The 20,938-nt window shown below is 64.4% G+C and carries 19 protein-coding genes; 11 read left to right on the top strand and 8 right to left on the bottom strand.

Annotated features, from left to right (window positions below):
* Positions 1-191: 191 nt before the first annotated feature.
* From MF134_RS17155 to MF134_RS17140, 4 genes are all read left to right on the top strand, one after another.
* A complete protein-coding gene (locus MF134_RS17155) occupies positions 192-581 on the top strand; it encodes a septal ring lytic transglycosylase RlpA family protein (protein WP_255340692.1) in 390 nt (129 codons plus the stop codon).
* A 258-nt stretch (positions 582-839) separates the two neighbouring features.
* Entirely contained in the window at positions 840-1,127 is a 288-nt protein-coding gene (locus MF134_RS17150; protein WP_255340691.1) for a hypothetical protein, read from the top strand.
* Between the two features lie 180 nt (positions 1,128-1,307).
* Entirely contained in the window at positions 1,308-3,134 is a 1,827-nt protein-coding gene (locus MF134_RS17145) for an NAD(P)/FAD-dependent oxidoreductase (RefSeq protein WP_255340690.1), read from the top strand.
* 213 nt (positions 3,135-3,347) lie between these two features.
* Positions 3,348-4,334, top strand: coding sequence for an MBL fold metallo-hydrolase (locus MF134_RS17140; protein ID WP_255340689.1), 987 nt, complete (start codon positions 3,348-3,350; stop codon positions 4,332-4,334).
* A gap of 390 nt (positions 4,335-4,724) precedes the next feature.
* Here MF134_RS17140 and MF134_RS17135 read toward each other — a convergent pair whose 3' ends face one another.
* Complete coding sequence (locus MF134_RS17135) at positions 4,725-5,996, bottom strand: SAM-dependent methyltransferase (protein ID WP_255340688.1); 1,272 nt, start codon at positions 5,994-5,996, stop codon at positions 4,725-4,727.
* Positions 5,997-6,202: 206 nt separating this feature from the next.
* Here MF134_RS17135 and MF134_RS17130 point away from each other — a divergent pair, with 206 nt between their 5' ends.
* Positions 6,203-6,772, top strand: coding sequence for a carboxymuconolactone decarboxylase family protein (locus tag MF134_RS17130; RefSeq protein ID WP_255340687.1), 570 nt, complete (start codon positions 6,203-6,205; stop codon positions 6,770-6,772).
* A gap of 9 nt (positions 6,773-6,781) precedes the next feature.
* Here MF134_RS17130 and MF134_RS17125 read toward each other — a convergent pair whose 3' ends face one another.
* A complete protein-coding gene (locus MF134_RS17125; protein ID WP_255340686.1) occupies positions 6,782-7,297 on the bottom strand; it encodes a thermonuclease family protein in 516 nt (171 codons plus the stop codon).
* A 220-nt stretch (positions 7,298-7,517) separates the two neighbouring features.
* A complete protein-coding gene (locus MF134_RS17120) occupies positions 7,518-8,432 on the bottom strand; it encodes an SMP-30/gluconolactonase/LRE family protein (RefSeq protein ID WP_255340685.1) in 915 nt (304 codons plus the stop codon).
* Positions 8,433-8,693: 261 nt separating this feature from the next.
* Here MF134_RS17120 and MF134_RS17115 point away from each other — a divergent pair, with 261 nt between their 5' ends.
* The 4 genes from MF134_RS17115 to MF134_RS17100 all read left to right on the top strand — a co-directional run bounded on the left by MF134_RS17115 (position 8,694) and on the right by MF134_RS17100 (position 13,020).
* A complete protein-coding gene (locus MF134_RS17115) occupies positions 8,694-10,070 on the top strand; it encodes an NAD(P)-dependent oxidoreductase (protein ID WP_255340684.1) in 1,377 nt (458 codons plus the stop codon).
* 155 nt (positions 10,071-10,225) lie between these two features.
* Positions 10,226-11,062, top strand: a complete 837-nt coding sequence (locus MF134_RS17110) for a class I SAM-dependent methyltransferase (protein WP_255340683.1) — start codon at positions 10,226-10,228, stop codon at positions 11,060-11,062.
* Between the two features lie 12 nt (positions 11,063-11,074).
* On the top strand, positions 11,075-12,418 hold the full coding sequence (gene preA, locus MF134_RS17105) for an NAD-dependent dihydropyrimidine dehydrogenase subunit PreA (RefSeq protein WP_255340682.1): 1,344 nt from the start codon (positions 11,075-11,077) through the stop codon (positions 12,416-12,418).
* Positions 12,419-12,585: 167 nt separating this feature from the next.
* Complete coding sequence (locus MF134_RS17100) at positions 12,586-13,020, top strand: potassium channel family protein (RefSeq protein ID WP_255340681.1); 435 nt, start codon at positions 12,586-12,588, stop codon at positions 13,018-13,020.
* A 113-nt stretch (positions 13,021-13,133) separates the two neighbouring features.
* Here the strand turns inward: MF134_RS17100 and MF134_RS17095 are convergent, their stop codons facing one another.
* Positions 13,134-14,600: a sensor histidine kinase gene (locus tag MF134_RS17095; protein ID WP_255340680.1), complete on the bottom strand. Its 1,467-nt coding sequence runs from the start codon at positions 14,598-14,600 to the stop codon at positions 13,134-13,136.
* Positions 14,601-14,883: 283 nt separating this feature from the next.
* On the opposite strand from MF134_RS17095, the gene MF134_RS17090 reads away from it, so the two are divergent.
* A complete protein-coding gene (locus MF134_RS17090; protein WP_255340679.1) occupies positions 14,884-15,927 on the top strand; it encodes an ABC transporter transmembrane domain-containing protein in 1,044 nt (347 codons plus the stop codon).
* 14 nt (positions 15,928-15,941) lie between these two features.
* Here the strand turns inward: MF134_RS17090 and MF134_RS17085 are convergent, their stop codons facing one another.
* On the bottom strand, positions 15,942-18,269 hold the full coding sequence (locus MF134_RS17085; protein ID WP_255340678.1) for a heavy metal translocating P-type ATPase: 2,328 nt from the start codon (positions 18,267-18,269) through the stop codon (positions 15,942-15,944).
* Positions 18,270-18,456: 187 nt separating this feature from the next.
* Complete coding sequence (locus MF134_RS17080; protein ID WP_255340677.1) at positions 18,457-18,846, bottom strand: phasin family protein; 390 nt, start codon at positions 18,844-18,846, stop codon at positions 18,457-18,459.
* A gap of 279 nt (positions 18,847-19,125) precedes the next feature.
* Between MF134_RS17080 and MF134_RS17075 the strand changes: the two genes are divergently transcribed.
* Positions 19,126-19,959, top strand: coding sequence for a universal stress protein (locus tag MF134_RS17075; RefSeq protein WP_255340676.1), 834 nt, complete (start codon positions 19,126-19,128; stop codon positions 19,957-19,959).
* 94 nt (positions 19,960-20,053) lie between these two features.
* On the opposite strand, the gene MF134_RS17070 is transcribed toward MF134_RS17075, so the two are convergent.
* Positions 20,054-20,365, bottom strand: coding sequence for a c-type cytochrome (locus tag MF134_RS17070; RefSeq protein WP_255340675.1), 312 nt, complete (start codon positions 20,363-20,365; stop codon positions 20,054-20,056).
* A gap of 46 nt (positions 20,366-20,411) precedes the next feature.
* Complete coding sequence (locus MF134_RS17065; protein ID WP_255340674.1) at positions 20,412-20,816, bottom strand: host attachment family protein; 405 nt, start codon at positions 20,814-20,816, stop codon at positions 20,412-20,414.
* Positions 20,817-20,938: the final 122 nt, after the last annotated feature.

The following is a 20,938-nucleotide window of genomic DNA, read 5'->3' as shown; positions in this document are numbered from 1 at the left end:
CGACGACCATGTCGCAAAGCGAATAGTTCGCAGCTAAATTTTCTCTTTTGGATCAGACGCATGCAGTGAATCGTAAAAAAGTTCCTGCCGTCTCGAAAAAATCTTTCTCTCGCCGATTTCCGATCACGCTTTCGACACATGGATTGACGAATGACCCGCTCGCCGAACACGCAACGCAGCAAAGGAAAAAGATGAACATCGCGAAGACCATCGCCCTCGCGGCCGCTCTGCTCGCCGCCCCGGCTTTCACCTCCGCACCGATCGTCTCCGCAGAGGCTTTCGCCGGCGCCAAGCAGGCCGCTTCCGGAAACGCCTCCTACTACGGCAAGCGCTTTCACGGCCGCACCACCGCCAATGGCGAGCGCTTCAACATGAACGCCATGACGGCGGCTCACAAGACGCTTCCCTTCGGCACCAAGGTGCGCGTCACCAACAGCCGCAACGGCAAGTCCGTCGTCGTTCGCATCAACGATCGCGGTCCTTACCATGGTGGCCGTGTGATCGACCTGTCCCGCGCCGCCGCCTCGCGCATCGGCATGATCCACTCCGGCACCGCGCCGGTGAAGATCGACATCCTCTAAGAGGCTCGATCCCGAGGGGTTCGAACGGGGGTTCTACGGCGACACGCCGTTTCGACATCAAGAGGGGGATGGGTGAGCGGTGGCTCTCCCACCCGATATTTCAGATTTTTTCCCGGCGGCTTTCGCCGCGCCCGTCTCGCCGGTTTTCAAGGGCCGAGGCGAACCAGCGCTTTCAGAAAGCAAGACTGACATGCGCCTGCCGAATTGATTTGGCGGGAACCAATTCCCGTCCCGGAAATTCTCAATCCCAACAGATCGATGACCATCATCGACGATGCGGTTCGGAGATTTCCCGATATGAAGACTTTTCTTCAATTTGGTGCTTGCTTGTCGCTTCTCGTAGCGACCACTGCTCCTACACTCGCGCAAAGCAATGACGACGCGAAGACCTACGAGGTCTCGGAACTACGCCTGCAACATATCCCGATTCCCACCGCGCGGCCCGACCGGTCGGACGGACAGGAGAAGATCGCGCGCTCCGAGATCCGACGAACGGCAGAAGGCATTCGGATTGTCGGCCCGGCCTTCTTTCCCGAGGACCGCTGAGCGTCCACCCAGCGCGCTAAGTGACCTTGGCCAAGTCGCCATCTCCCTACGAAAAGCTGCCCTGCAAGACATGGTGACCGCCATCCGGCGGTCGCGACTGGCAAAAGTTTTCGACTTCTGACAATGTTTGAATTCGGAGCCGACCAATGAAGCAAGAAGGCGGCCCGAGGGAGGACATGGATGAGCGAGACTTTGGAACGGCCGGCCGCCGCGCCGGCGAATACCGCGCGTGAGCAGGCCGAAACGTGGCTGTCAGATTTCGAGGCGGCGCTCGCCGCGGGTGATGCCGACAAGGCGGCCTCGATGTTCGCCGCGACGAGCTTCTGGCGCGACCTCGTCAGTTTCACCTGGAACATCAAGACGGTGGAGAATCCCGACGGCGTCGCGGACATGCTGAACGCCGTGCTCGGCGGGGTGAAGCCGCGCAATTTCCAACTATCCGAAGAGCCCAGCGAAGACGGCGGTATCGTCACCGCCTGGTTCACATTCGACACCGAGGTGGCGCGCGGCGAAGGACTGCTCCGGCTGAAGGACGGCAAGGCCTGGACGTTCCTGACTGCGATGACGGAACTCAAGGGCTTCGAAGAGCCGATGGGCGAGCGGCGTCCGATGGGCGCCGAGCATGGCCAGGACGCCAACCGCCAGAGCTGGCTCGAAAAGCGCGAGGCGGAGGCGAAAAGCCTTGGCTATGAGACCCAGCCCTATGTGGTGATCATCGGCGGCGGCCAGGGCGGCATCGGGCTCGGCGCGCGGCTTCGCCAGCTCGGCATTCCGACGATCATCGTCGAGAAGAACGATCGGCCCGGCGATTCCTGGCGCAAGCGCTACAAGTCGCTCTGCCTGCACGATCCGGTCTGGTACGACCACCTGCCCTATATCGATTTCCCCAAGAACTGGCCCGTGTTCTCGCCGAAGGACAAGATCGGCGACTGGCTGGAAATGTACACGCGGGTGATGGAGCTCAACTACTGGACGCGGACCACCGCCAAGAGCGCCCGTTACGACGAGGCGAAGGGCGAGTGGGAAGTGGTCGTCGACCGGGATGGCGAGGAAGTCACGCTGCGCCCCAAGGAACTGGTCTTCGCCACCGGCATGTCGGGCAAGCCCAACATCCCGAACTTTCCCGGCATGGACCGCTTCAAGGGTGAACAGCACCATTCCTCGCAGCATCCCGGTCCGGACGCGTACAAGGACAAGAAGGTCGTCGTCATCGGCTCCAACAATTCCGCGCACGACATCTCGGCCGCCCTCTGGGAAGCGGGCGCGGACGTCACCATGGTGCAGCGCTCGACCACGCACATCGTGCGCTCCGACCCGCTGATGGAATACGGCCTCGGCGATCTTTATTCCGAGCGCGCGCTGAAGAACGGCATCACCACCCACAAGGCGGACATGATCTTCGCCTCGATCCCCTATCGGATCATGCACGAGTTCCAGATCCCGATCTATGACAAGATCAGGGAGGTGGACAAAGCCTTCTATGAGGGGCTGGAGAAGGCCGGCTTCCAGCTCGACTGGGGTGCGGACAATTCCGGCCTGTTCATGAAATATCTCCGGCGCGGCTCCGGCTACTATATCGACGTCGGCGCCTCGCAGCTGATCATCGACGGCAAGATCAAGCTGAAGGCCGGCCAGGTGAGCGAGATCACCGAAACCGGCGTGAAATTCGAGGACGGTTCGGAGCTTCCCGCCGATCTCATCGTCTACGCCACCGGCTACGGCTCGATGAACGGCTGGGTGGCCGACCTCGTCGGCCAGGAGGCCGCCGACAAAGTCGGCAAGGTCTGGGGTCTCGGCTCCGACACGACCAAGGACCCTGGCCCCTGGGAGGGCGAACAGCGCAACATGTGGAAGCCGACCCAGATCGAGCATCTGTGGTTCCACGGCGGCAATCTCCACCAGTCGCGCCACTACTCGCTCTATCTGGCGCTCCAGCTGAAAGCCCGAATGGAGGGCATCCCGACGCCGGTCTACGGCAAGCAGGAGACCCATCATTTGGGTCGTTGAAACCTTGTCTTCGCGTGGTATCAGGCTGCCGGATTCCGATGGGATCGGGCAGCCTCGTCTTTGCCGCGGGTAACCCGCTGTCGAACCCTTCGCGACACGCCCTAGAACAAGGCGCATGAACAATTGCGTCCCGGCGGCGCGGAGCAAGCTGGCGCGCGCCGTGCATCCGGTCTTCCGCGTCCCGGCTTGCGGACAGATCCGGCAACGGCGATCATGGCGAAGAACCCCTATTACTCGGGCCCGGTGTCCGATCATTTCGACGGCACCCGCTTTTTCAATCCGGGCAGTTCACCGGACGATCGACGGGGCATCGGCGAGCTTCTGCGCTGGCGCTTCGGCCCGAAGCCGGCGAAGTGGCCTGACCATGTCGCTGTAACGCCGGCTAAGCCGGAACCGCGTATCGCCGGTGGCCGGGTCACCATGGCAGGCCATGCCAGCGTGCTTCTGCAGCTGGACGGCCTGAACATTCTGACCGATCCGATCTGGTCGGAGCGGGCAAGCCCTCTCTCCTTCGCCGGACCGAAACGGGTTGCGGCACCCGGCATCCATTTCGCCGATCTTCCGCCGATCGACCTCGTGCTTCTCTCCCACAATCACTACGACCATTGTGATGTCGCGACCCTGCGGCGGCTTCACGATCGAGATCGCCCGAAGATCGTCACGGCGCTCGGCAACGATCGTCTCCTTTACCCCGCCATCCCCGGGCTCAATGTCGCCGCGCGCGACTGGGGCGAGACGGTCGAGCTCAGCAATGGCCAGGCGATCGTGCTCGTGCCCGCCAATCACTGGTCGCGGCGAAGGCTGCGCGATACGCGCATGGCGCTCTGGTGCGGCTTCATCGTCAAGACGCCCCGCCTGCAGGTCTATTTCGCCGGTGACACCGGCTATGGCGACGGCCGGATCTTCCGCGCGATCCGGGAGGCGCACGGCGCCCCCGACCTCGCCCTTCTTCCGATCGGCGCCTACGAGCCACGCTGGTTCATGGCGCCGCAGCATGTCGATCCCGACGAGGCCGTCGCCATCTTTCGCGACCTTGGGGCCACTCGCGCCCTCGGCATTCACTGGGGCACGTTCCAGCTCACCAACGAACCGCGCGAAGAGCCGGCGGAGCGGCTGCAAGAGGCTCTGCGCCAGCAGAACATCGCGCCGTCCGCCTTCGCGCCCTTGCGCCCCGGCGAAAGCGCCGACGTCGCCCTCTGATCGACCCTGCTGCACCAGCGGAGACAAAGCCGCACCTCGAGCGCGACTGCCGAGAAATGCAGCAGACGAAGAGGCTTGTGTAAAACTGACGAAAATTTTGGCAGCCTCTTGCACTGCCACTTTTTCCGCCCCATACTCCTCCTCGTGTACAACGAAGCGAAAGGAGGTGATCCAATGTCGAGTGATTGTCTGAAGCCGGCTGGATCGGTGATTCTGGGTGGTCGCGGGGAGCAGCCTCTTCGCTTCGCATGACAGAATCTTTGAGTCCGCATGCGGTCTCTCCGACCGCCGGCTGACGAATATCACGGGGCCGCTTCCTGAACAGGGAAGCGGCCTTTTGGTTTTGCCGGGGGGGGGTCATACCCCTCGCCTCCCGTCCATTCTCAGGTTTCAGCGATATAGATCCCGCCGCGTCGGCGGCAGGCCGCTCGGCCCCTTGGCGCGTTTCGAGGCGAGCGTCTGATAGATGAGCAGGCCGCCGCGCTCGAAGCCGAGCGAGACGCCGGCGAGATAGAGAAGCCAGAGTCGGGCGCGTTCTTCGCCCGCAAGCGCCGCCGCGTCGTCGAAACGGGCGAGCAGCCGGTCGTGCCACAGTCGGCAGGTGCGGGCGTAATGCTCGCGCCAGTTCTCCACATCATGGACTTCGAAGCGGTGCTTCTCGAGGAACTGCGCCGAATGGCCGATATGGTCGAGTTCGGCGCCGGGGAAGATGTAGCGAATGATCGCCTGGTATTCCTTCGTTCCCTTGCGAAATTTTTGATCGGTTTCTTTCGCCGGCCGGGTGATGGCGTGATGCAGATAGAGCCCGCCCGGCTCGAGGAGTTTGCGCACCGCCTTGAAGTAGGTGTCGTGCTTGTCCCAGCCGACATGCTCGAACATGCCGATCGAGGCGACCTTGTCGAACCGACCGTTCAGCTCCTCGAAAGGCTTGAGCTCGACGGTGATCCGGTCTTCGAGACCCTTTTCCGCAATGCGCTGGCGTGCGAGATCGAACTGCGCCTGGCTCAGTGTCACGCCCTGCCCGGTCACGCCGTAATTCTCCGCGGCATGGATGAGGAGCGCCCCCCAGCCGCAGCCGATGTCGAGAAAGCGCTCGCCTTGCTTCAGCCGCAGCTTGCGGCAGATCATGTCCAGCTTGTCGAATTGCGCCTTGTCGATGTCCTCGTGCCAACCGTCGAAATAGCCGCAGGAATAAAGCATGCGGCTGTCGAGGAAGAGCCGGTAGAAATCGTTCGACACGTCGTAGTGAAACTGGATCGCCGCCTTCGACGACCCGCTGGCGGTCGCATCCGCGCCGGAAGCCGGACCGGTCCTCCTCGCCTTGCGGGAGAGCCCGTAAAGGGCGGGCAGAGCGCCGGCGATCTTCAATTTGTCGATCCGCTTCAGAGCCTGATTGGTGCGGATGTCGGACCGGGCCGCCGCCAGGTCGAAGATCGTGCCGTTCTCGATGTCGATCGCCTTGGACATCCAGAGACCGACGGCGGTGGCGATGTTCGGGCGAACCGCGAGCCCGGCGATCGCCGCCGGATCGTTCAACGAAAGCACCGGACCGGTCTCGGGCCCGAGCCGCTCGCCGCTCCACAGGCGGACGGCGATCTTCGGCTCGAAGGCGGCGACCACATGGCGCACGAGTTCGGCAAGCTTGTCCTCGGCGCGGGCCATCCGCAACTCTCCGGGTTCGAATGAAGTCTCGATGGCCGGGAGGCTTATCCAGCTTCGGCAGGACGCGCAATCGAGGGTTCGGCTGAAGTGGTCGGGCTCGACATCGTCCGCCCCACGCACTCTGGAAATCAACCCGGCGGGCAGGCAACCATGACAGGCCTTGCTGCATTGCAGCAGAAGCGACCACCAGACGAGGATCACCCGCCATGCGCCTGCCTCTGATCGAGCCCGCCGATCTCAGCGATGAGCAAAAGCCGCTCTATGAGGATATGAAGGCCGGGATTTCCAGCAATTTCAACGCATTCGAGGCCGTGCGTGAAGACGGCGCCCTGATGGGTCCGTGGAATCCCTGGCTGCAATCACCGGCCATCGGGTCCGCGATCTGGGACCTGACCAAGGCGATGTCCATGAACGCCACCTTGCCGGACAATGTCCGCCAGATCGCGATCCTGGTCACCGGCGCCCATTTCAACGCGGCCTACGAGATCTATGCCCATGTCGCCGTCGCCGAGAAGGAGGGCATGACCGAGGAGCGGCTTTCGACGCTGGTGGCTGGCGTGAAGCCCACCGGCCTCGAGGGCGAGGAAGAAATCGCCTATGACGTCGCCTACGCGCTTCTCAATGGCGGCGGCATCCTCCCCCGGCCGACCTACAACATGGCGGTCAAGGCCTTTGGCCAACAGGGCGCGAGCGAGCTGATCTATCTGGTGGGCCTCTACTGCCTCGTCTCGGTCACGCTGAACGGGTTCAACGTCCCTGTGCCGGAAAAGGAGTAGTCCCGCCGCCTACCCGCGATCGGCTTGGCCTATAGCGAGGCCGCTGCGGAGGGCCTGATCGCTGCACCAGTCGCGGCGCTTGCCGCCCTCATAGGGGGCGACGAGCCCTTCCTTGAGAAGCGTCCCGCCAAGATCGTCATGGCCGGGCACCGAAAGCCGAGCCAGAACGCGGCCGTAGTACTTGTCGCCGGCGATCTCGGTGAGTTGCACCGTGCCGCCCTCGACAAGTTCGGTGAGGCGCGCGGCCGCGCGTACTGCGGCGGCCTTTTCAGCCTCACAATGGCCGCGCTTTTCCGGCGCGTCGATGCCGCGCAGACGCACGGCGACATGGACCGAATGCATCGGCCAGACATGCGCCTCCACCTCGACCGTATCGCCATCGCGCACCTTGACGACGTCGGCCGCCACGGGACCGGCGATCTCGCGCAGATAGCCCTTGTCTCCCGCCATCGCGCCCCCGGAGGGCGTCGCCATGACAAGACAGCAAATACAGCCAATGAGTGTGCGAAGCGCCGCAGCGCCCATGGATTAATGCTCCTTTAGAGAACATTTTCCTACGTGGGCGCGACGGCATGATTTTTCAAGACTGATGGCCGAGCGATAGCGATCAAGATTACGATAGCGTTACGCGAGTCGATCTCCAGGCCGAGCACTACGGCTTGTCGACACGAAACCAGAAGACGAAAATATAGGATATTTCGCCTACAACCATTCCGAGTTTCGAGCGCGATCTACAGCGCGCGGATCAGAACGTCTTCGCACCATTGACCGCCAGCCGGACGGCGTAAAGCGATGTGGTCCCGCAGATATAGAGGTAGTTCCGCTTCGGCCCGCCGAAGCAGACATTGGCGACCACCTCGGGGACCAGGATCTTGCCGATCAGCGTGCCGTCCGGGTCGTAGCAATGAACGCCGTCGCCGGCGCTCGTCCATATCCGCCCCGCATCGTCGAGACGAAAGCCGTCGAAGAGCCCGCAGGTGCATTCCGCGAAAACTTCTCCGCCCGAAAGGGTGTTGTCATCGGTGACTGCGAAACGGCGAATGTGGCGCGGCCCGTCTTCCTGATGGGTACGGCCGGTATCGACGATGTAGAGGGTGCGCTCGTCGAGCGAAAAGGCGAGGCCGTTCGGCTTGACGAAATCATCGGCGACGATCGCGAGGCTGTCATCGCGGGGATCATAGCGGAAGACGTAGCTGCCCCCCTGCTCGCTTTCGGCCTTGTGGCCCTCATAATCCGTGTCGATGCCATAGGTCGGATCGGTGAACCAGATCGTGCCGTCGGATTTCACCACGACGTCGTTCGGACTGTTGAGCCGCTTGCCTTCGTAGCTGTCGGCGATCGTCGTCACGCGCCCGTCGACTTCGGTGCGTGAAACCCGCCTCCCGCCATGCTCGCAGGTGACCAGCCGCCCGGCGCGGTCCACCGTATTGCCGTTGGAGTGGCCGGCCGGCTGACGGAACACGCTGACCGCGCCGCTGCACTCGTCATACCGCAACATACGATCGTTCGGGATGTCGGACCAGACAAGGTAGCGTCCGGCGGGAAAATAGGCCGGCCCCTCGGCCCAGCGGCATCCCGTGTAGAGCCTGTCCAGTTGCGCCGTCGGCACGAAAAGGCGTTGAAAGCGCGGATCGAGCGTCTCGAAGCAGTTCGTCGTCATGTCGTCTCCTCCCCTGATTGGTTCGTCGACAGACGCGCTCGCGGCTGTTTCGGTCAAGTCCCTTTCCCATGCGGAGAGGCGAAGGCTGTCGGGAGACCGCATCGCGACTCGCCTTCAGCGAGGCGCGACAACTGCACGGCCTCCATCTTCGTCGCCCCATAAATTTGTCCAAACGATAAAAAATTTGACCTTCTGAAAAAATAGAATCATTCTGCTTTTCGATCGCCGCCTGCGGCTGAGCGAAGAAAGGGAATGATCGCGATGACGAATTCTGCACCGCGCCAACCCGATATCCGGCCGGGCCGCCTGTCCGAAGAGGCACTCGGTCAGGGCTTTTCCGATCTCCATCCGGCGCTCGAACCGCACGAGGCGCTGGTCGAGGCGGATCGCTGCTATTTCTGCTACGACGCCCCGTGCATGCAGGCCTGCCCCACAGCCATCGATATCCCGCTCTTCATCCGCGAGATCCAGGCGCACAATCCCAAGGGCGCGGCGAAGACCATACTCTCGGCGAACATTCTCGGCGGCATGTGCGCGCGTGTCTGCCCGACGGAGACACTGTGCGAGGAGGTCTGCGTCCGCGAGACGGCCGAGGGCCAGCCGGTCAAGATCGGCATGCTGCAACGCTTTGCCACCGATGTGCTGATGGAAGCGGGGACGCATCCGTTCCAGCGCGCCGCGCCGACGGGTCAGCGGATCGCCGTGGTCGGTGCCGGCCCGGCCGGGCTCTCGGCGGCCCATCGCCTCGCCATGAAGGGTCACGATGTGACGATCTTCGAGGCCCGGGAAAAACCCGGCGGGCTGAACGAATACGGCATCGCCGCCTACAAGGCGACGGAGGATTTCGCCCAGAGGGAGGTGGAGTTCCTCCTGAAAATCGGCGGCATCACCATCGAGACGAAGAAAGCACTCGGCCATGACATTCATCTGGCCGAGCTCCGCAAGGAATACGACGCCGTCTTTCTGGGCCTCGGCCTCGCCGGCGTGAACGCCCTTGGCGCGGAGGGCGAGACCGCGAGCGGCGCCCATGATGCGGTCGCCTGGATCGCCGATCTTCGCCAGACCCGGGACCTGAGCGAACTGCCGGTCGGCCGGCGCGTGGTCGTCATCGGCGGCGGCATGACGGCGATCGACGCCGGCGTGCAGGCCAAGGCGCTGGGCGCCGAAGAGGTGACGATCGCCTATCGCCGGGGCCGCGAGGCGATGAACGCGTCCGCCTATGAGCAGGAAGTGGCCGCGACACGCGGAGTGCATCTGCGCTTCAACCTGCAGCCCAAGCGCATTCTTGCCGAAAACGGCCATGTCATGGGCATCGAGCTGGAACGGACCGTCAGCCAGGACGGAAAGCTGACGCTCACCGGCGAGATCGTCACCATCGAGGCCGACCAGGTGTTCAAGGCGATCGGCCAGAGCTTCGTCGCCGACGGGACGAGCGAGGAAGCCGCTTCGATCTCGCTGGAAAAAGGCCGCATCAAGGTCGATGCCGCGCGCCGCACCTCGCTGGAGGGCGTCTGGGCCGGCGGCGACTGCGTCGTCGGCGGCGAAGATCTCACCGTCGTCGCGGTGGAGGACGGCAAGATCGCGGCGGAGGACATTCACGCGACGCTGATGGCCGCGACGAAGGTCGCGGCGGAGTGAAAGCGCTTGTCGAGCAAAAGGCGGAACGCCGGGGAGCCGAACGGCGGGCAAGCCGATCGAACGATCAGGTGAACTGAAGCTGCTTGACAGTCATCAGCCACAGGGAAGCAAATCTCGAACAGCCTCCGGCGCTCGTTCAAGAGGAGACGAAAGGCATGTCCTTCAAGGAAGACGGCGTCGTCCGACATTATGCTTCCGTCGATCTCCTGCCACGTATTCTTGCAGGCATCGAGCAGGCGGGGATCGATCCCGAGAGCCTGACATCCGATCAACTCAAGGCGGTGGATGAATTTCACATCGGCGGTGCGGAGGCCACCGCCCATCTCCTCGATAAGCTGACGATCGATCAACGAACGCGCGTTCTGGATATCGGCTCCGGCATCGGCGGTCCGGCTCGAACCATCGCCAGCCGCTACCGATGCGAGGTTACCGGTATCGATCTGACACCCGCCTATGTCGACACCGCGACCGAATTGACCCGCCGCTGCGGACTTTCGGACAAGGTCCGGTTCGACGTCGCCAGCGCCACCGCGCTGCCCTTTGCATCGGCCTGCTTCGATCTCGCGACGATGTTTCATGTGGGCATGAACATTCCCGACAAGACGACGCTCTTTGCCGAAACACGCCGGGTGCTCTCGCCCAAGGGGATGTTCGCCGTCTACGACGTCATGCATGTTGGTCAGGGCGACCCCGCTTACCCCCTTCCCTGGTCGGAAACTCCGGAATTTTCGGCGCTGGCGACCCCCGAGACCTATCGCAGCGCCGCGTCCTCTGCCGGTTTCGAGTTGCTTGGCGAAACCGACCGGCGCGGTGTCGCTCTGGCATTCTTCGAGCGTGTCCAGGCCCAGGCGAGCGCTAACGGCCCGGCTCCGCTCGGCCTTCACCTGCTCATGGGTCCAACGGTCGGAGAGAAGGTGAAGAACATGGTCTCAGCCATCAAGGCCGGCATGATCGCGCCCGTGCAGATGATCTTCAAGGCACCAGCAAGCTAAGGACAAGACCGAATGGCCGACCTATCGACGAGCTTCCTCGGCATTTCCTCACCCAATCCGTTCTGGCTGGCCTCCGCCCCGCCGACGGACAAGGAATACAACGTCCAGCGCGCCTTCGAGGCCGGATGGGGCGGGGTCGTGTGGAAGACACTCGGCGAGGATCCGCCGATCGTCAACGTCAACGGCCCGCGCTACGGCGCGATCCATGGGCCGGACCGCCGCCTGATCGGCCTGAACAATATCGAACTGATCACCGACCGGGCGCTCGACACCAATCTCGAGGAAATCGCCCGGGTCAAGCGCAACTGGCCCGACCGGGCGATGATCGTCTCCCTCATGGTGCCTTGCGAGGAAGCGCCCTGGCAGAAGATCCTGGCCCTCGTCGAACAGACGGGTGCGGACGGGGTCGAGCTCAATTTCGGCTGCCCGCACGGGATGAGCGAGCGCGGCATGGGCTCAGCCGTCGGCCAGGTGCCGGAATATATCGAGATGGTCGCCCGCTGGTGCAAGGAGCACTCGAAGCTGCCGGTGATCGTCAAGCTCACGCCGAACATCACCGATATCCGCTACCCCGCCCGCGCGGCGAAGAAGGGCGGAGCGGACGCCGTCTCGCTGATCAACACGGTCTCCTCGATCATGTCGATCGACCTCGACAATTTCGCCCCCACGCCGACCATCGACGGAAAAGGCTCCCATGGCGGCTATTGCGGCCCGGCGGTGAAGCCGATCGCGCTCAACATGGTGGCGGAGATCGCCCGCGATCCGGAGACTGTCGGCATTCCGATGTCCGGTATCGGCGGCATCACCACCTGGCGCGATGCGGCGGAATTCATTGCGCTCGGCTGCGGCACGGTGCAGGTCTGCACGGCGGCGATGACATATGGCTTCAAGGTCGTGAAGGAAATGGCCTCGGGCCTCTCCGACTGGATGGACGAGAAGGGCTACGCCTCGATCGAGGATTTCCGCGGCCGGGCGGCGCCGAACGTCACCGACTGGCAGTATCTGAACCTCAACTACGTCACCAAGGCCCGCATCGACCAGGACAAATGCATCTCCTGCGGCCGCTGCCATATCGCCTGCGAGGACACCTCCCATCAGGCGATCACCAACATGGTGGACGGGGTGCGGAAGTTCGAGGTGATCGACGAGGAGTGCGTCGGCTGCAATCTCTGCGTCAATGTCTGCCCGGTCGAGGACTGTATCACCATGGAGCGGATTGCCGCCTACGACCCGCGCACCAAAAAGCCGATCCCGGACGAATACGGCAATTGGACCGCTCACCCCAACAATCCGATGGCGGTGGAAAAACAGCAATTCGCCCCCGAGCCGGCCACGATGCCGGACGCCGCCGAGTAGGCTGCCGCGAAAAGATTGTCGGTTGGGCGGTGGTTTGGGACCGGGCTTCCGTGGCCCGGTCAACCCTTCGATAAAGCGGGAGGAGCCCGGCCGCGAAGAGGCCATGTCCCGAATCGACGCGACCGCATAGGATCGGCGGCCGAGTCGGCGTAGCAGGGGAAAGGCGCATGGCCCTCAATCTCGGCCTCGGCACCATCGTGATCTCGCTCACCGTGCTGATCCACACGATCAGCCTGATCCTTCTCACAAGGGTCATGCGAAACCTGATCCGGTGGTTGCGCCTGCAGAGGCACGGCTTCGGCCAGACGATCGCCATGCTGGTGACGGTGCTGGGCCTTTTCGGGGCCCACACGCTGGAAGTCTGGCTCTGGGCGATCGTCTATGTCGCGATCGGGGCGCATGGAAACCTGGAAGAGGCCCTGTATTTCTCGACCACGACCTTCTCGACGCTCGGCTATGGCGACCTTGTGCTTTCGCCCGAATGGCGACTCCTCGGGGCTCTGGAAGGCATCGGCGGTTTCATCCTGATCGGATGGTCCACCGCCTATCTCGTCGCCGCCTCGACCCGGCACGGCCCCTTCCGGATCGGCGAGCACTTCTGAGGACAGGCGCCATCCGCTGGCTCACGCAACGAATGGTAGGTGGCCGTCAGCCCTCGCCCTCTCACGGGCAAACCGGAGCAGCGCTATCGAGGACGAGGCGCCCAGCGCGGCCATCAAGTCTCGCCCGATCTGACGCCGACGTCTCCCACGGGTAGATCGATCCGGCAGCAGAGCCCTTCCGGTGCGTAGTCGATGGCGACTTCGGCGCCGCGCAGCCGCATCATCCGCTCGATCAGGACGCTGCCGAAGCCGCGCCGGGTGGGCGGCTCGACGGGTGGCCCGCCACTCTCGCGCCATTCGAAGGCCAGCCGGGTTTCTCCCCGCCCGGCCCGCAGCGACCAGTCCATCGTCACGCGCCCGCCGCTCGCGCTCAAGGCGCCATATTTGGCGGCGTTCGTCGCAAGCTCATGCAGCGCCAGGCCCATGGCGAGCCCCAAGCCCGGGCCAAGCGGGACATCCGGCCCCGAAACGACGACCCGATCACCCTCCGGATAACCGTAGGCCCCCATCTCGCCTGCGATGAGATCCTGAAGCGTCGTCCCGGTCCAGTGGCCCGCGACCAGCAGATTGTGGGTCTGCGAGAGGGCACCCATCCGAGCCAGCAGGGCGCGCTTGTAATCCGGCAACGACATGCCCTGGCTGCCGCTCATCGCGATGATCGCATTGATCATCGCAAGCAGATTCTTCATGCGGTGGTCCAGTTCGCCGATGATCAGCCGGCGCTGCTCCTCCGCGGTTGCGCGTTCGGTCACGTCGAAGGTGACGCCGACGATCGTCGCTGCGTCGGCGGTATCCGGCGTGAACACCGCGCCCTTGATCAGAACCCAGCGACGCGAGCCGTCTGCCTGGGTGGTCTGCAATTCCAGTTCGGTTTCGCCGCCCTCCTCTGCCACGCGATCGACAGCCGTGCCCAGTCCGGCGGCGCTACCATGGTCCAGGTCGGCGCGGCGAAGCGGACCCGTCTCCGGCAGCCCCCACAGGCGGCGCGCAAGCGGATCGGCGTCGAGCCTGTCGGTGGCCCTGTGCCATTCCCAGACCCCCATCGAGCCGGCTTCGAGGGCCAGCCGCAGCCGCCGTTCGGCATCGGCAAGGACCTGACGACTGGCGGCAAGCTCGGCTTCCTGGCGGCGACGTTCGGTGACGTCGCGAATGACGACCGTCAGGATCGGCGCGCCATCGAGGACAGATCGGGAAAGCGTCGCCTCCAGGGGAAACTCCTCGCCATTGCGACGGCGTCCCATGACGCTGCGGCGATGGCCCATCAGGCGGGTTGCGAAGGAGGCGGACGATGCCAGCGTGCGGACATGCCGGATATGCCCTGCGTGAAAGCGATCCGGCATCAAGACCTCGACAGGCCGACCCAGCACCTCCTCTGCGGCAAAGCCGAAGATCTCTTCGGCGGCGCGATTGAAGATCAGGATGCGGCCAGATTGGTCCGTGCTGACGACGCCGTCGCCGATGATATCCAGAAGATCGGGCGCCATGGCCGCTTGCCGGCATACCTTCTTCTCTCGATCGATCGGGACGCCCGTCTCCCACTCCGCCATTGGCTTGCCGCCCTTTTCTTGTCTGTCGTACAAGTTCCGCCACGCTTTGACCTTGGCCCGATCGCTGCAGGCGGAAAGCTTTTGATTCATCGCGAATTCTGCGCTGCCGTCGCCCGTTCGCTTTGATATTCGTCAAGGCAAGTCGGCGATCTCCGGGCTTTGGTGACGGGCTCGACGAAGGAGGCGGATCGCCCGGCTCCGTCCGCCATGCCCGAGCAGCTCTTCGATCGGAAGGACCCACGGACCGCATGGCGCCGGCGGTCAAACGCGGCACGTGAGGCCAACGGCGCTCAGCAGCGGGCTCGAAGGCTCAGCCATGACGATAACGAAGCTCGACACGGACATCCCGCAGGGCGGTTCGCCTGATAGCCGGCCGGACGATTGCGGCAAACGACCGCTTCCACCGACCCTGTCCGGCACGATCTGGCGCTGCGGCGTCTCCGAGCAGGTCTGGCTCGTCATCCTTTCGGCCGGCGTCTTTCTGGTGAATCTGGCACCGCTCGAATTGCAGCGACGGATCGTCAATCAGGCAACGCAGGGCGGAAACCTCGAGGCCATCTTCCGCCTCGCCGCGATCTACGCGGGAACAGCCATCGCGCTGGGTCTTCTGAAGCTCGGCATGAACGTCTATCGCGGACGGGTCAGCGAGAACGCGGTCCGCTGGCTGCGGAGCGCCATCCTCGACCGTGTCGGGCATCTCGCCTTGCCCAAGAACCGGCATATCGCCCCGGGCGTGGAGGTCTCGCTGGTCCTCAGCGAGGTCGAACCGATCGGCAATTTTGTCGGCGTCAGTCTTTCGGAGCCGATCCTGAAGGGCGGCATCCTCGTCTCGACCTTCGCCTATCTGGCCTATCTCGAACCGCTCATGGCGCTGGTGGCCCTGCTTGTCCTGTCCCCACAGTTCGTCTTCGTGCCGTTGATGCAAAGCGCGATCAACCGCCGGGTCGGGAAACGGATTGCGACGCTGCGTGCACTCAGTTCCGACATCATCGCCGAACCGCTATCAGGCGCGACGAAAGCGCTCGGGGCGGAAATCGCGACGGTTTTTCAGATCAACATGGGGATCTTCAAGCTCAAATACTCGATGAACTTCCTGATGAACCTGATGCACCATGTCGGGGTCGCCGCGATCCTGGCCGTGGGCGGCTACTATGCCGTCATCGGGGCGATCGAGGTCGGAACGATCGTCGCGTTCATCTCGGGCCTCGCCCAGATCAACAATCCCTGGGGCGATCTCGTCCACTGGTACCGCGAGCTCAAAGTCACGCAGACCAAATACGGGCTGATCACGAAGGCGCTTTCGCCGGATGGGTGGATCGAGGCGTCCGACGTGGCCGCGCTGTCGCACACACGCCGTTGACAAATAACCCGCCGTCAGGCCGCCTCGAGGGCGCGATAGATCTCGTCTTCCTGCGCGAAGTGCAGCCGCGTGATCGCCAGGAGCCCGTGCAGGTGACGCTCGATCGCATAGCGCTCCGCCTCGGTTGGCTCGCGGGCTTCCAGCCCCGTGCCCAGTCCCCGCAAGGTCTGGATCATGCGGCGGATCTCCATATGGCCGCGGCTCATGCCGGCCAGTGCGTCGATCATGCCTGGGCCGGAACGCAGTCGGCGATAGATCTCGCGGTCGTCGGCCATTTCATGGGGAAGCAGGCGCTCGTTCAACAAACGATCGAGGGCGTCGAGTTCGCGGCGCAGTTCCGGCGCCTCCAGATACCGAACGCGCGCGGCAAGCGTGCCGATCGCATCGAGCACTTCCTCGAGTTCGCGGTGCTCGCCCTCGAGCTTGGCGACATCCGCCGGCGCGAGCCCCTGTCCCGAAAGAAGCTCGCCGATGGGCACACCCAGCGCCCGCAAGGCGTTGAGGATCGCGAACACGTCGATCACTTCCTGAAGCAGTGCGCCCTCGACCGGCGTCAGATAGCCGAAGGCGGCTGCGACCATCGCGGCGAAGGAGAGGCCGAGCCCCACCATGACGCTCTGAAGCGCGATCCGTCGCGAACGCCTGGCGACGATGATCGCGCCCGCCAGCCGGTCCAGGCGGTCGGCAAGAAGCACCACGTCGGCGGCTTCGGCGGAAGCCGCCGCCCCCCGCGCGCCCATGGCGACGCCCACTTCGGCGGCCGCGAGCGCCGGCGCGTCGTTCACCCCGTCGCCGACCATCATGACCGGGCCGTTCGCGCGTTCTTCCTCGACGAGCTCGATCTTTCCCTGCGGCGTCATGCCGGCGACGACGCGATCGACACCGAGAAACGCGGCGATCTCGTCGGCCACGTCGGCCCGGTCGCCGGTCGCGAGCACGATCCGCTCGACACCCCCGCCCCGCAGATGCCTCAGCACGGTTCCCGCCTCCGGCCGCACCTCGTCGGCAAACAGGAAGGCGCCGGCGAGCTTTCCGTCGAGTGCGACCACGACCGATACCGTACCCGGTCGGCGGGACCAGCCGGCGAGTTCTTGTCCGAACTCGTCCTCGCCCGTGAGCGTGCCGGCCACATACCGCCAGCCGCCAACGATTATGGAACGCCCGTCCACCACTCCTTCGATCCCGTCGCCCGGCGTTTCCCGAACTTCGGCAGGAGTCGCGAGCGTCAGCCCGCGATCGCGCGCCGCCTCCGCCAGGGCCTTTGCGAGGACATGGGGCGAGGTCTGGTCGAGGGAGGCGGCGAGGTGCAGGACCTCCGCGGGGTCGAGATCCGGGCGGGCGATCTGATCCACGAGCCGCGCCCGGCCGTCGGTGACCGTGCCTGTCTTGTCGAAGATCACCGTCTTCACGCCCGCCAGCGCCTCCAGAACGCCGCCACCTTTGACGAGGACGCCCTGTCGGGCCGTACGGGAGACGCCGGCAATGATCGCGACCGGCACGGCGAGGATGAGGGGGCATGGCGTCGCGACCACGAGAACGGCCAGCGCACGGGTGGGATCGCCGGACAGGAACCAGGCCGCGCCGGCCATGACGAGCGTGACCGCCAGAAAAGCGAGAGCGAAACGGGCAGCGAGCCGCGTGCTCGGCGCCTTTCCCGCCTGCGCCTCCTCGACCAGGCGAACAATGCCGGCATAGGTACTGGCCGCAGCCTTGTTCGATGCCCTGAGATCGAAAGGATCGCCGGCGTTGAGCGTGCCGCTCATGATTTCATCGCCCGCCGAATGGCGGACGGGAACCGATTCCCCGGTCAGGGCCGATTCGTCCAGCGTCGCGGCGCCGCCCGATACCGTGCCGTCGACGGGAACGACTTCGCCCTGTCGCACAAGGATCAGATCGCCGGCCTCGACATCGTCGACCGGGATCTCTTCGAGGCCCGTTTCGCCATGGCGCATCGCCTTGCGGGGCATACGGGCCAGCAGCGCCGTCAGTTCGCCCTTCGCCCGCCGCTCGGCATAGGCCTCCAGTGCCTGACCACCGGAAAACATCAGTGCGATGACGGCCCCGGCGAAATACTCGCCCAGCCAGAGCGCACCGATCATCGCGAGCGCGGCAATGACGTCGAGGCCGAAATCTCCGCGCCGGAGGCTGCGCACCATGTCGGCTGCAAGAACGATCAGGGCGGCAGCTGTCGCCACCGCCCATGCGCCGGCGGCAAGATCGGGCCGCTCGGTCAGCCAGCCGAACCCCCCGATCGCCACCAGAATGCAGAGGACAGGAAGAAACGCCCGCTCCGCGACCTCTCGCCAGACCGGTGCGGCTCGTTCATCGGTTTTTTGCGGCATGGCTCGCGGCGCTCCACCAGACCTTGGGGCGAACAACCATAGCCGCAACACGCCATACAGACTAGAATAATTCTAAACCCATTGCCGTTCGCGAGCCGGAACACGCGGCGGGGACCCGCAAGGATCCCGACGCCTGCGTCCCGACATCAATGGTTCGAGGCCAGCGGACGGGCCTCGCAGTCGTTGCTCAGGAGGATTTACCCGTCTTGGGACCCTCTCGGTTCGCCATGGCACCCGTTTCGCGAACCACCCGGCTCATCGCGTCGGAAGCGATGTCCGCACTGTTCTTCCAGAATGTCCCGAACTCGGAAGAATAGTCGGAAAAAGCCGTCTGATAGAATTTCTGAAAGACGTCGATGGCTTCCGGCACGTCCCGGCAGGCGGCCAGCTTCCGCGACATCTCCATGTCGCGTTCCAGTCGCCTGCGGGTGAAGTCGGCCCACTCCGTGCCGCAACGGGCGGCCGCTTCGATGAAACCGGCATTCATGTGGATCAGCCCAGCGAGCCGATGCCGACTGTCCGCGGTGACGCTCTCAAGACCGTTCGCACCGAAAAACGAGGTATTTTCCTCGGCCATTGCTGCTCTCCCTGTTCTCGGATCATGGGGCTGCGACAGACGAGTCCGGCCCTCACGGCAAGCGGTTCGCCCTGTATCCAAGGATGCGTCCGTGCGCTCGTGCCTGCGTTGACGAAAATCAAATCTTCTCTTGGCTTACGATGCTGTCGGTCGGCGGCGATGCCGCCCGGCGAAACCCGGGTGGCGGATTTGATCTAGCGCAACACTTCGGCAGAGCGCCGGGTCTAACCTCCGCTCGGCAGCGGCGGAATCGTTCCGCCGGCGCGACGGAGACACCCCATGCGCTTCAAGACCATCCTCAGCGTGACCGGCCTCGAGCAATCCGACGCCGATCTCACCCTGGCCCAATCCCTTTGCGAGGCGGAAAAGGCGCATCTTTCCGTCCTCCTCGCCGCGATCACCCAGCCGCCGCCGCTCGGCGAAGCTGCCGTCGGTTCCGACTACTGGCTCGAAGAGCAGCGCGAGCAGGTGCGGCAGTTGCGCGAGCGCATGGAACGCGTCGAAGCGCGCCTCGCCAAGGCCGATGTTTCGGCCGACGTCGACACCGCCCATCACGAGCACGCGATGATCGCGCAGGCCGTGGGACGCAGGGCTCGCTACGCCGATCTCGTCCTCGTCGGTCCGGAACTCGCTTCGGACCGCTATATCGCCGAAGTCGTCCTCGAAGGCGCGCTCTTCGACAGCCGCCGCCCTGTCCTGCTCCTGCCAGAGGGAGCGCAAGCCACGCTTCGGCCGCGCCGGATCGTCGTCGCCTGGTCGTCCACGCCGGAGGCCTCTCGCGCCGTCTACGAGGCGGCGGAAATCCTTGGCGGGGCGGACGAGGTGCGCGTCGTGCTGGTGGATCCGCAGACGACCACGGCCGGGGCCGGCCCGGAGCCCGGCGCCGATGTCGCCGCCTATCTGGCGCGTCACGGCGCCAAGGTGACGGTCGATCGTCTGCCAAGCTCGGGCAAGCCGGTGGCTGACGTGATCCGCGACCATGCCTATGACGTTTCGGCGGAGATGATCGTCATGGGGGCCTATGGCCATTCCCGACTGCGCGAACGGTTCTTCGGCGGCGTCACCCGCTCGATGATCGAAAAACCGCCCCTGCCCCTGTTCATCGCGCGCTGAGCGCTCGCCCGGGTGGCTTCGGAAGCCACCCGGGCCGAGGCGTTGCTGAAATGCGATAAGGCTGCGGGTCACGCCTCCGAGCGGACGCCCCGGGTCACTGCAGGCTGCCGATATAGGCGACGAGATCGGCGATCTCGCGCTGGGTCAGGCTGGTATCGGCCATCACCGGATGGGGATCGACCAGGAAGGTCGCCAGCGATCCGAGATCGTCGGCATTCTTCCTGGCGATGGCCATGAAGGTCATGACGTCGGCGTTCCCGCTCTCCTGTTCCGGCGAGACGATATGGCAGGTGGCGCACCAGCGCTCGGCGATGCGCTTGCCTTCGGCAGGAACGCCCTTGGGCTGCCCCTGAGCGGGGCCGAACGCCAAGAGGCTGACAGTCAACGCGAGGCCGAGGCGGAACATGGCATTCTCCAGCAAGCTTCACCGCAGGAATTGACGATCCCCTCGCTCAGGCGTGGTGGATCGCCTTCACGATATCCTCGACCGGATGGGCGACAAGGTCCTTGTGCAATTCGCCGACGAGCTTTTCGCGAAGCTTCGGGTGGAAATGCCGGCGCAGTTCGCCCAGCGTCCGGGGATCCGCGATCAGGAACAGCTGGTCGATCTTTCCGTCGGTCACCATCCGGTTCAGATAGTCGGCGGTTCCCGCAGCGAACTTGTCTTCCTCACCCCGGTGGACATCCGGATTGGCCGAGCTGTCGCGATGGCGCGTGCCCGATCCCGGGTTCTTCGCGGCAATCTCCGGATCGTCATGGGGGACGAGTTCGATATGGGGCTCGGCCGCCCTGTTGTGATAGAGCTTCAGGGTCGTGCCATCCGCAACGGCAACGACGGCACCAGTGGGCAGGATCATTCTTGCATCTCCGATTCGGCAAATTCGTTGGCCGGTACGGGAAAGACAGCATGGCCGGCCGCATTCCGCCTTGCGCGAGATCAAACACGGAGCGCGTTGGAAGCCAGGACAGTCTGCGGTGG

The organism is Jiella marina (assembly GCF_024359545.1).
GTDB lineage: Bacteria > Pseudomonadota > Alphaproteobacteria > Rhizobiales > Rhizobiaceae > Jiella.
The sequence above is the reverse complement of the archived record's forward strand: the minus strand, read 5'-3'. Positions and strand labels throughout refer to the sequence as shown.

Coding starts and splice junctions, on each gene's coding strand:
- MF134_RS17110 (WP_255340683.1), top strand. CDS start 10,226: ATGTCCTTCAAGGAAGACGGCGTCGTCCGACATTATGCTTCCGTCGAT.
- MF134_RS17100 (WP_255340681.1), top strand. CDS start 12,586: ATGGCCCTCAATCTCGGCCTCGGCACCATCGTGATCTCGCTCACCGTG.
- MF134_RS17125 (WP_255340686.1), bottom strand. CDS start 7,297: ATGGGCGCTGCGGCGCTTCGCACACTCATTGGCTGTATTTGCTGTCTT.
- preA (WP_255340682.1), top strand. CDS start 11,075: ATGGCCGACCTATCGACGAGCTTCCTCGGCATTTCCTCACCCAATCCG.
- MF134_RS17115 (WP_255340684.1), top strand. CDS start 8,694: ATGACGAATTCTGCACCGCGCCAACCCGATATCCGGCCGGGCCGCCTG.
- MF134_RS17120 (WP_255340685.1), bottom strand. CDS start 8,432: ATGACGACGAACTGCTTCGAGACGCTCGATCCGCGCTTTCAACGCCTT.
- MF134_RS17090 (WP_255340679.1), top strand. CDS start 14,884: ATGACGATAACGAAGCTCGACACGGACATCCCGCAGGGCGGTTCGCCT.
- MF134_RS17085 (WP_255340678.1), bottom strand. CDS start 18,269: ATGCCGCAAAAAACCGATGAACGAGCCGCACCGGTCTGGCGAGAGGTC.
- MF134_RS17065 (WP_255340674.1), bottom strand. CDS start 20,816: ATGATCCTGCCCACTGGTGCCGTCGTTGCCGTTGCGGATGGCACGACC.
- MF134_RS17130 (WP_255340687.1), top strand. CDS start 6,203: ATGCGCCTGCCTCTGATCGAGCCCGCCGATCTCAGCGATGAGCAAAAG.
- MF134_RS17070 (WP_255340675.1), bottom strand. CDS start 20,365: ATGTTCCGCCTCGGCCTCGCGTTGACTGTCAGCCTCTTGGCGTTCGGC.
- MF134_RS17155 (WP_255340692.1), top strand. CDS start 192: ATGAACATCGCGAAGACCATCGCCCTCGCGGCCGCTCTGCTCGCCGCC.
- MF134_RS17145 (WP_255340690.1), top strand. CDS start 1,308: ATGAGCGAGACTTTGGAACGGCCGGCCGCCGCGCCGGCGAATACCGCG.
- MF134_RS17150 (WP_255340691.1), top strand. CDS start 840: ATGACCATCATCGACGATGCGGTTCGGAGATTTCCCGATATGAAGACT.
- MF134_RS17135 (WP_255340688.1), bottom strand. CDS start 5,996: ATGGCCCGCGCCGAGGACAAGCTTGCCGAACTCGTGCGCCATGTGGTC.
- MF134_RS17080 (WP_255340677.1), bottom strand. CDS start 18,846: ATGGCCGAGGAAAATACCTCGTTTTTCGGTGCGAACGGTCTTGAGAGC.
- MF134_RS17075 (WP_255340676.1), top strand. CDS start 19,126: ATGCGCTTCAAGACCATCCTCAGCGTGACCGGCCTCGAGCAATCCGAC.
- MF134_RS17140 (WP_255340689.1), top strand. CDS start 3,348: ATGGCGAAGAACCCCTATTACTCGGGCCCGGTGTCCGATCATTTCGAC.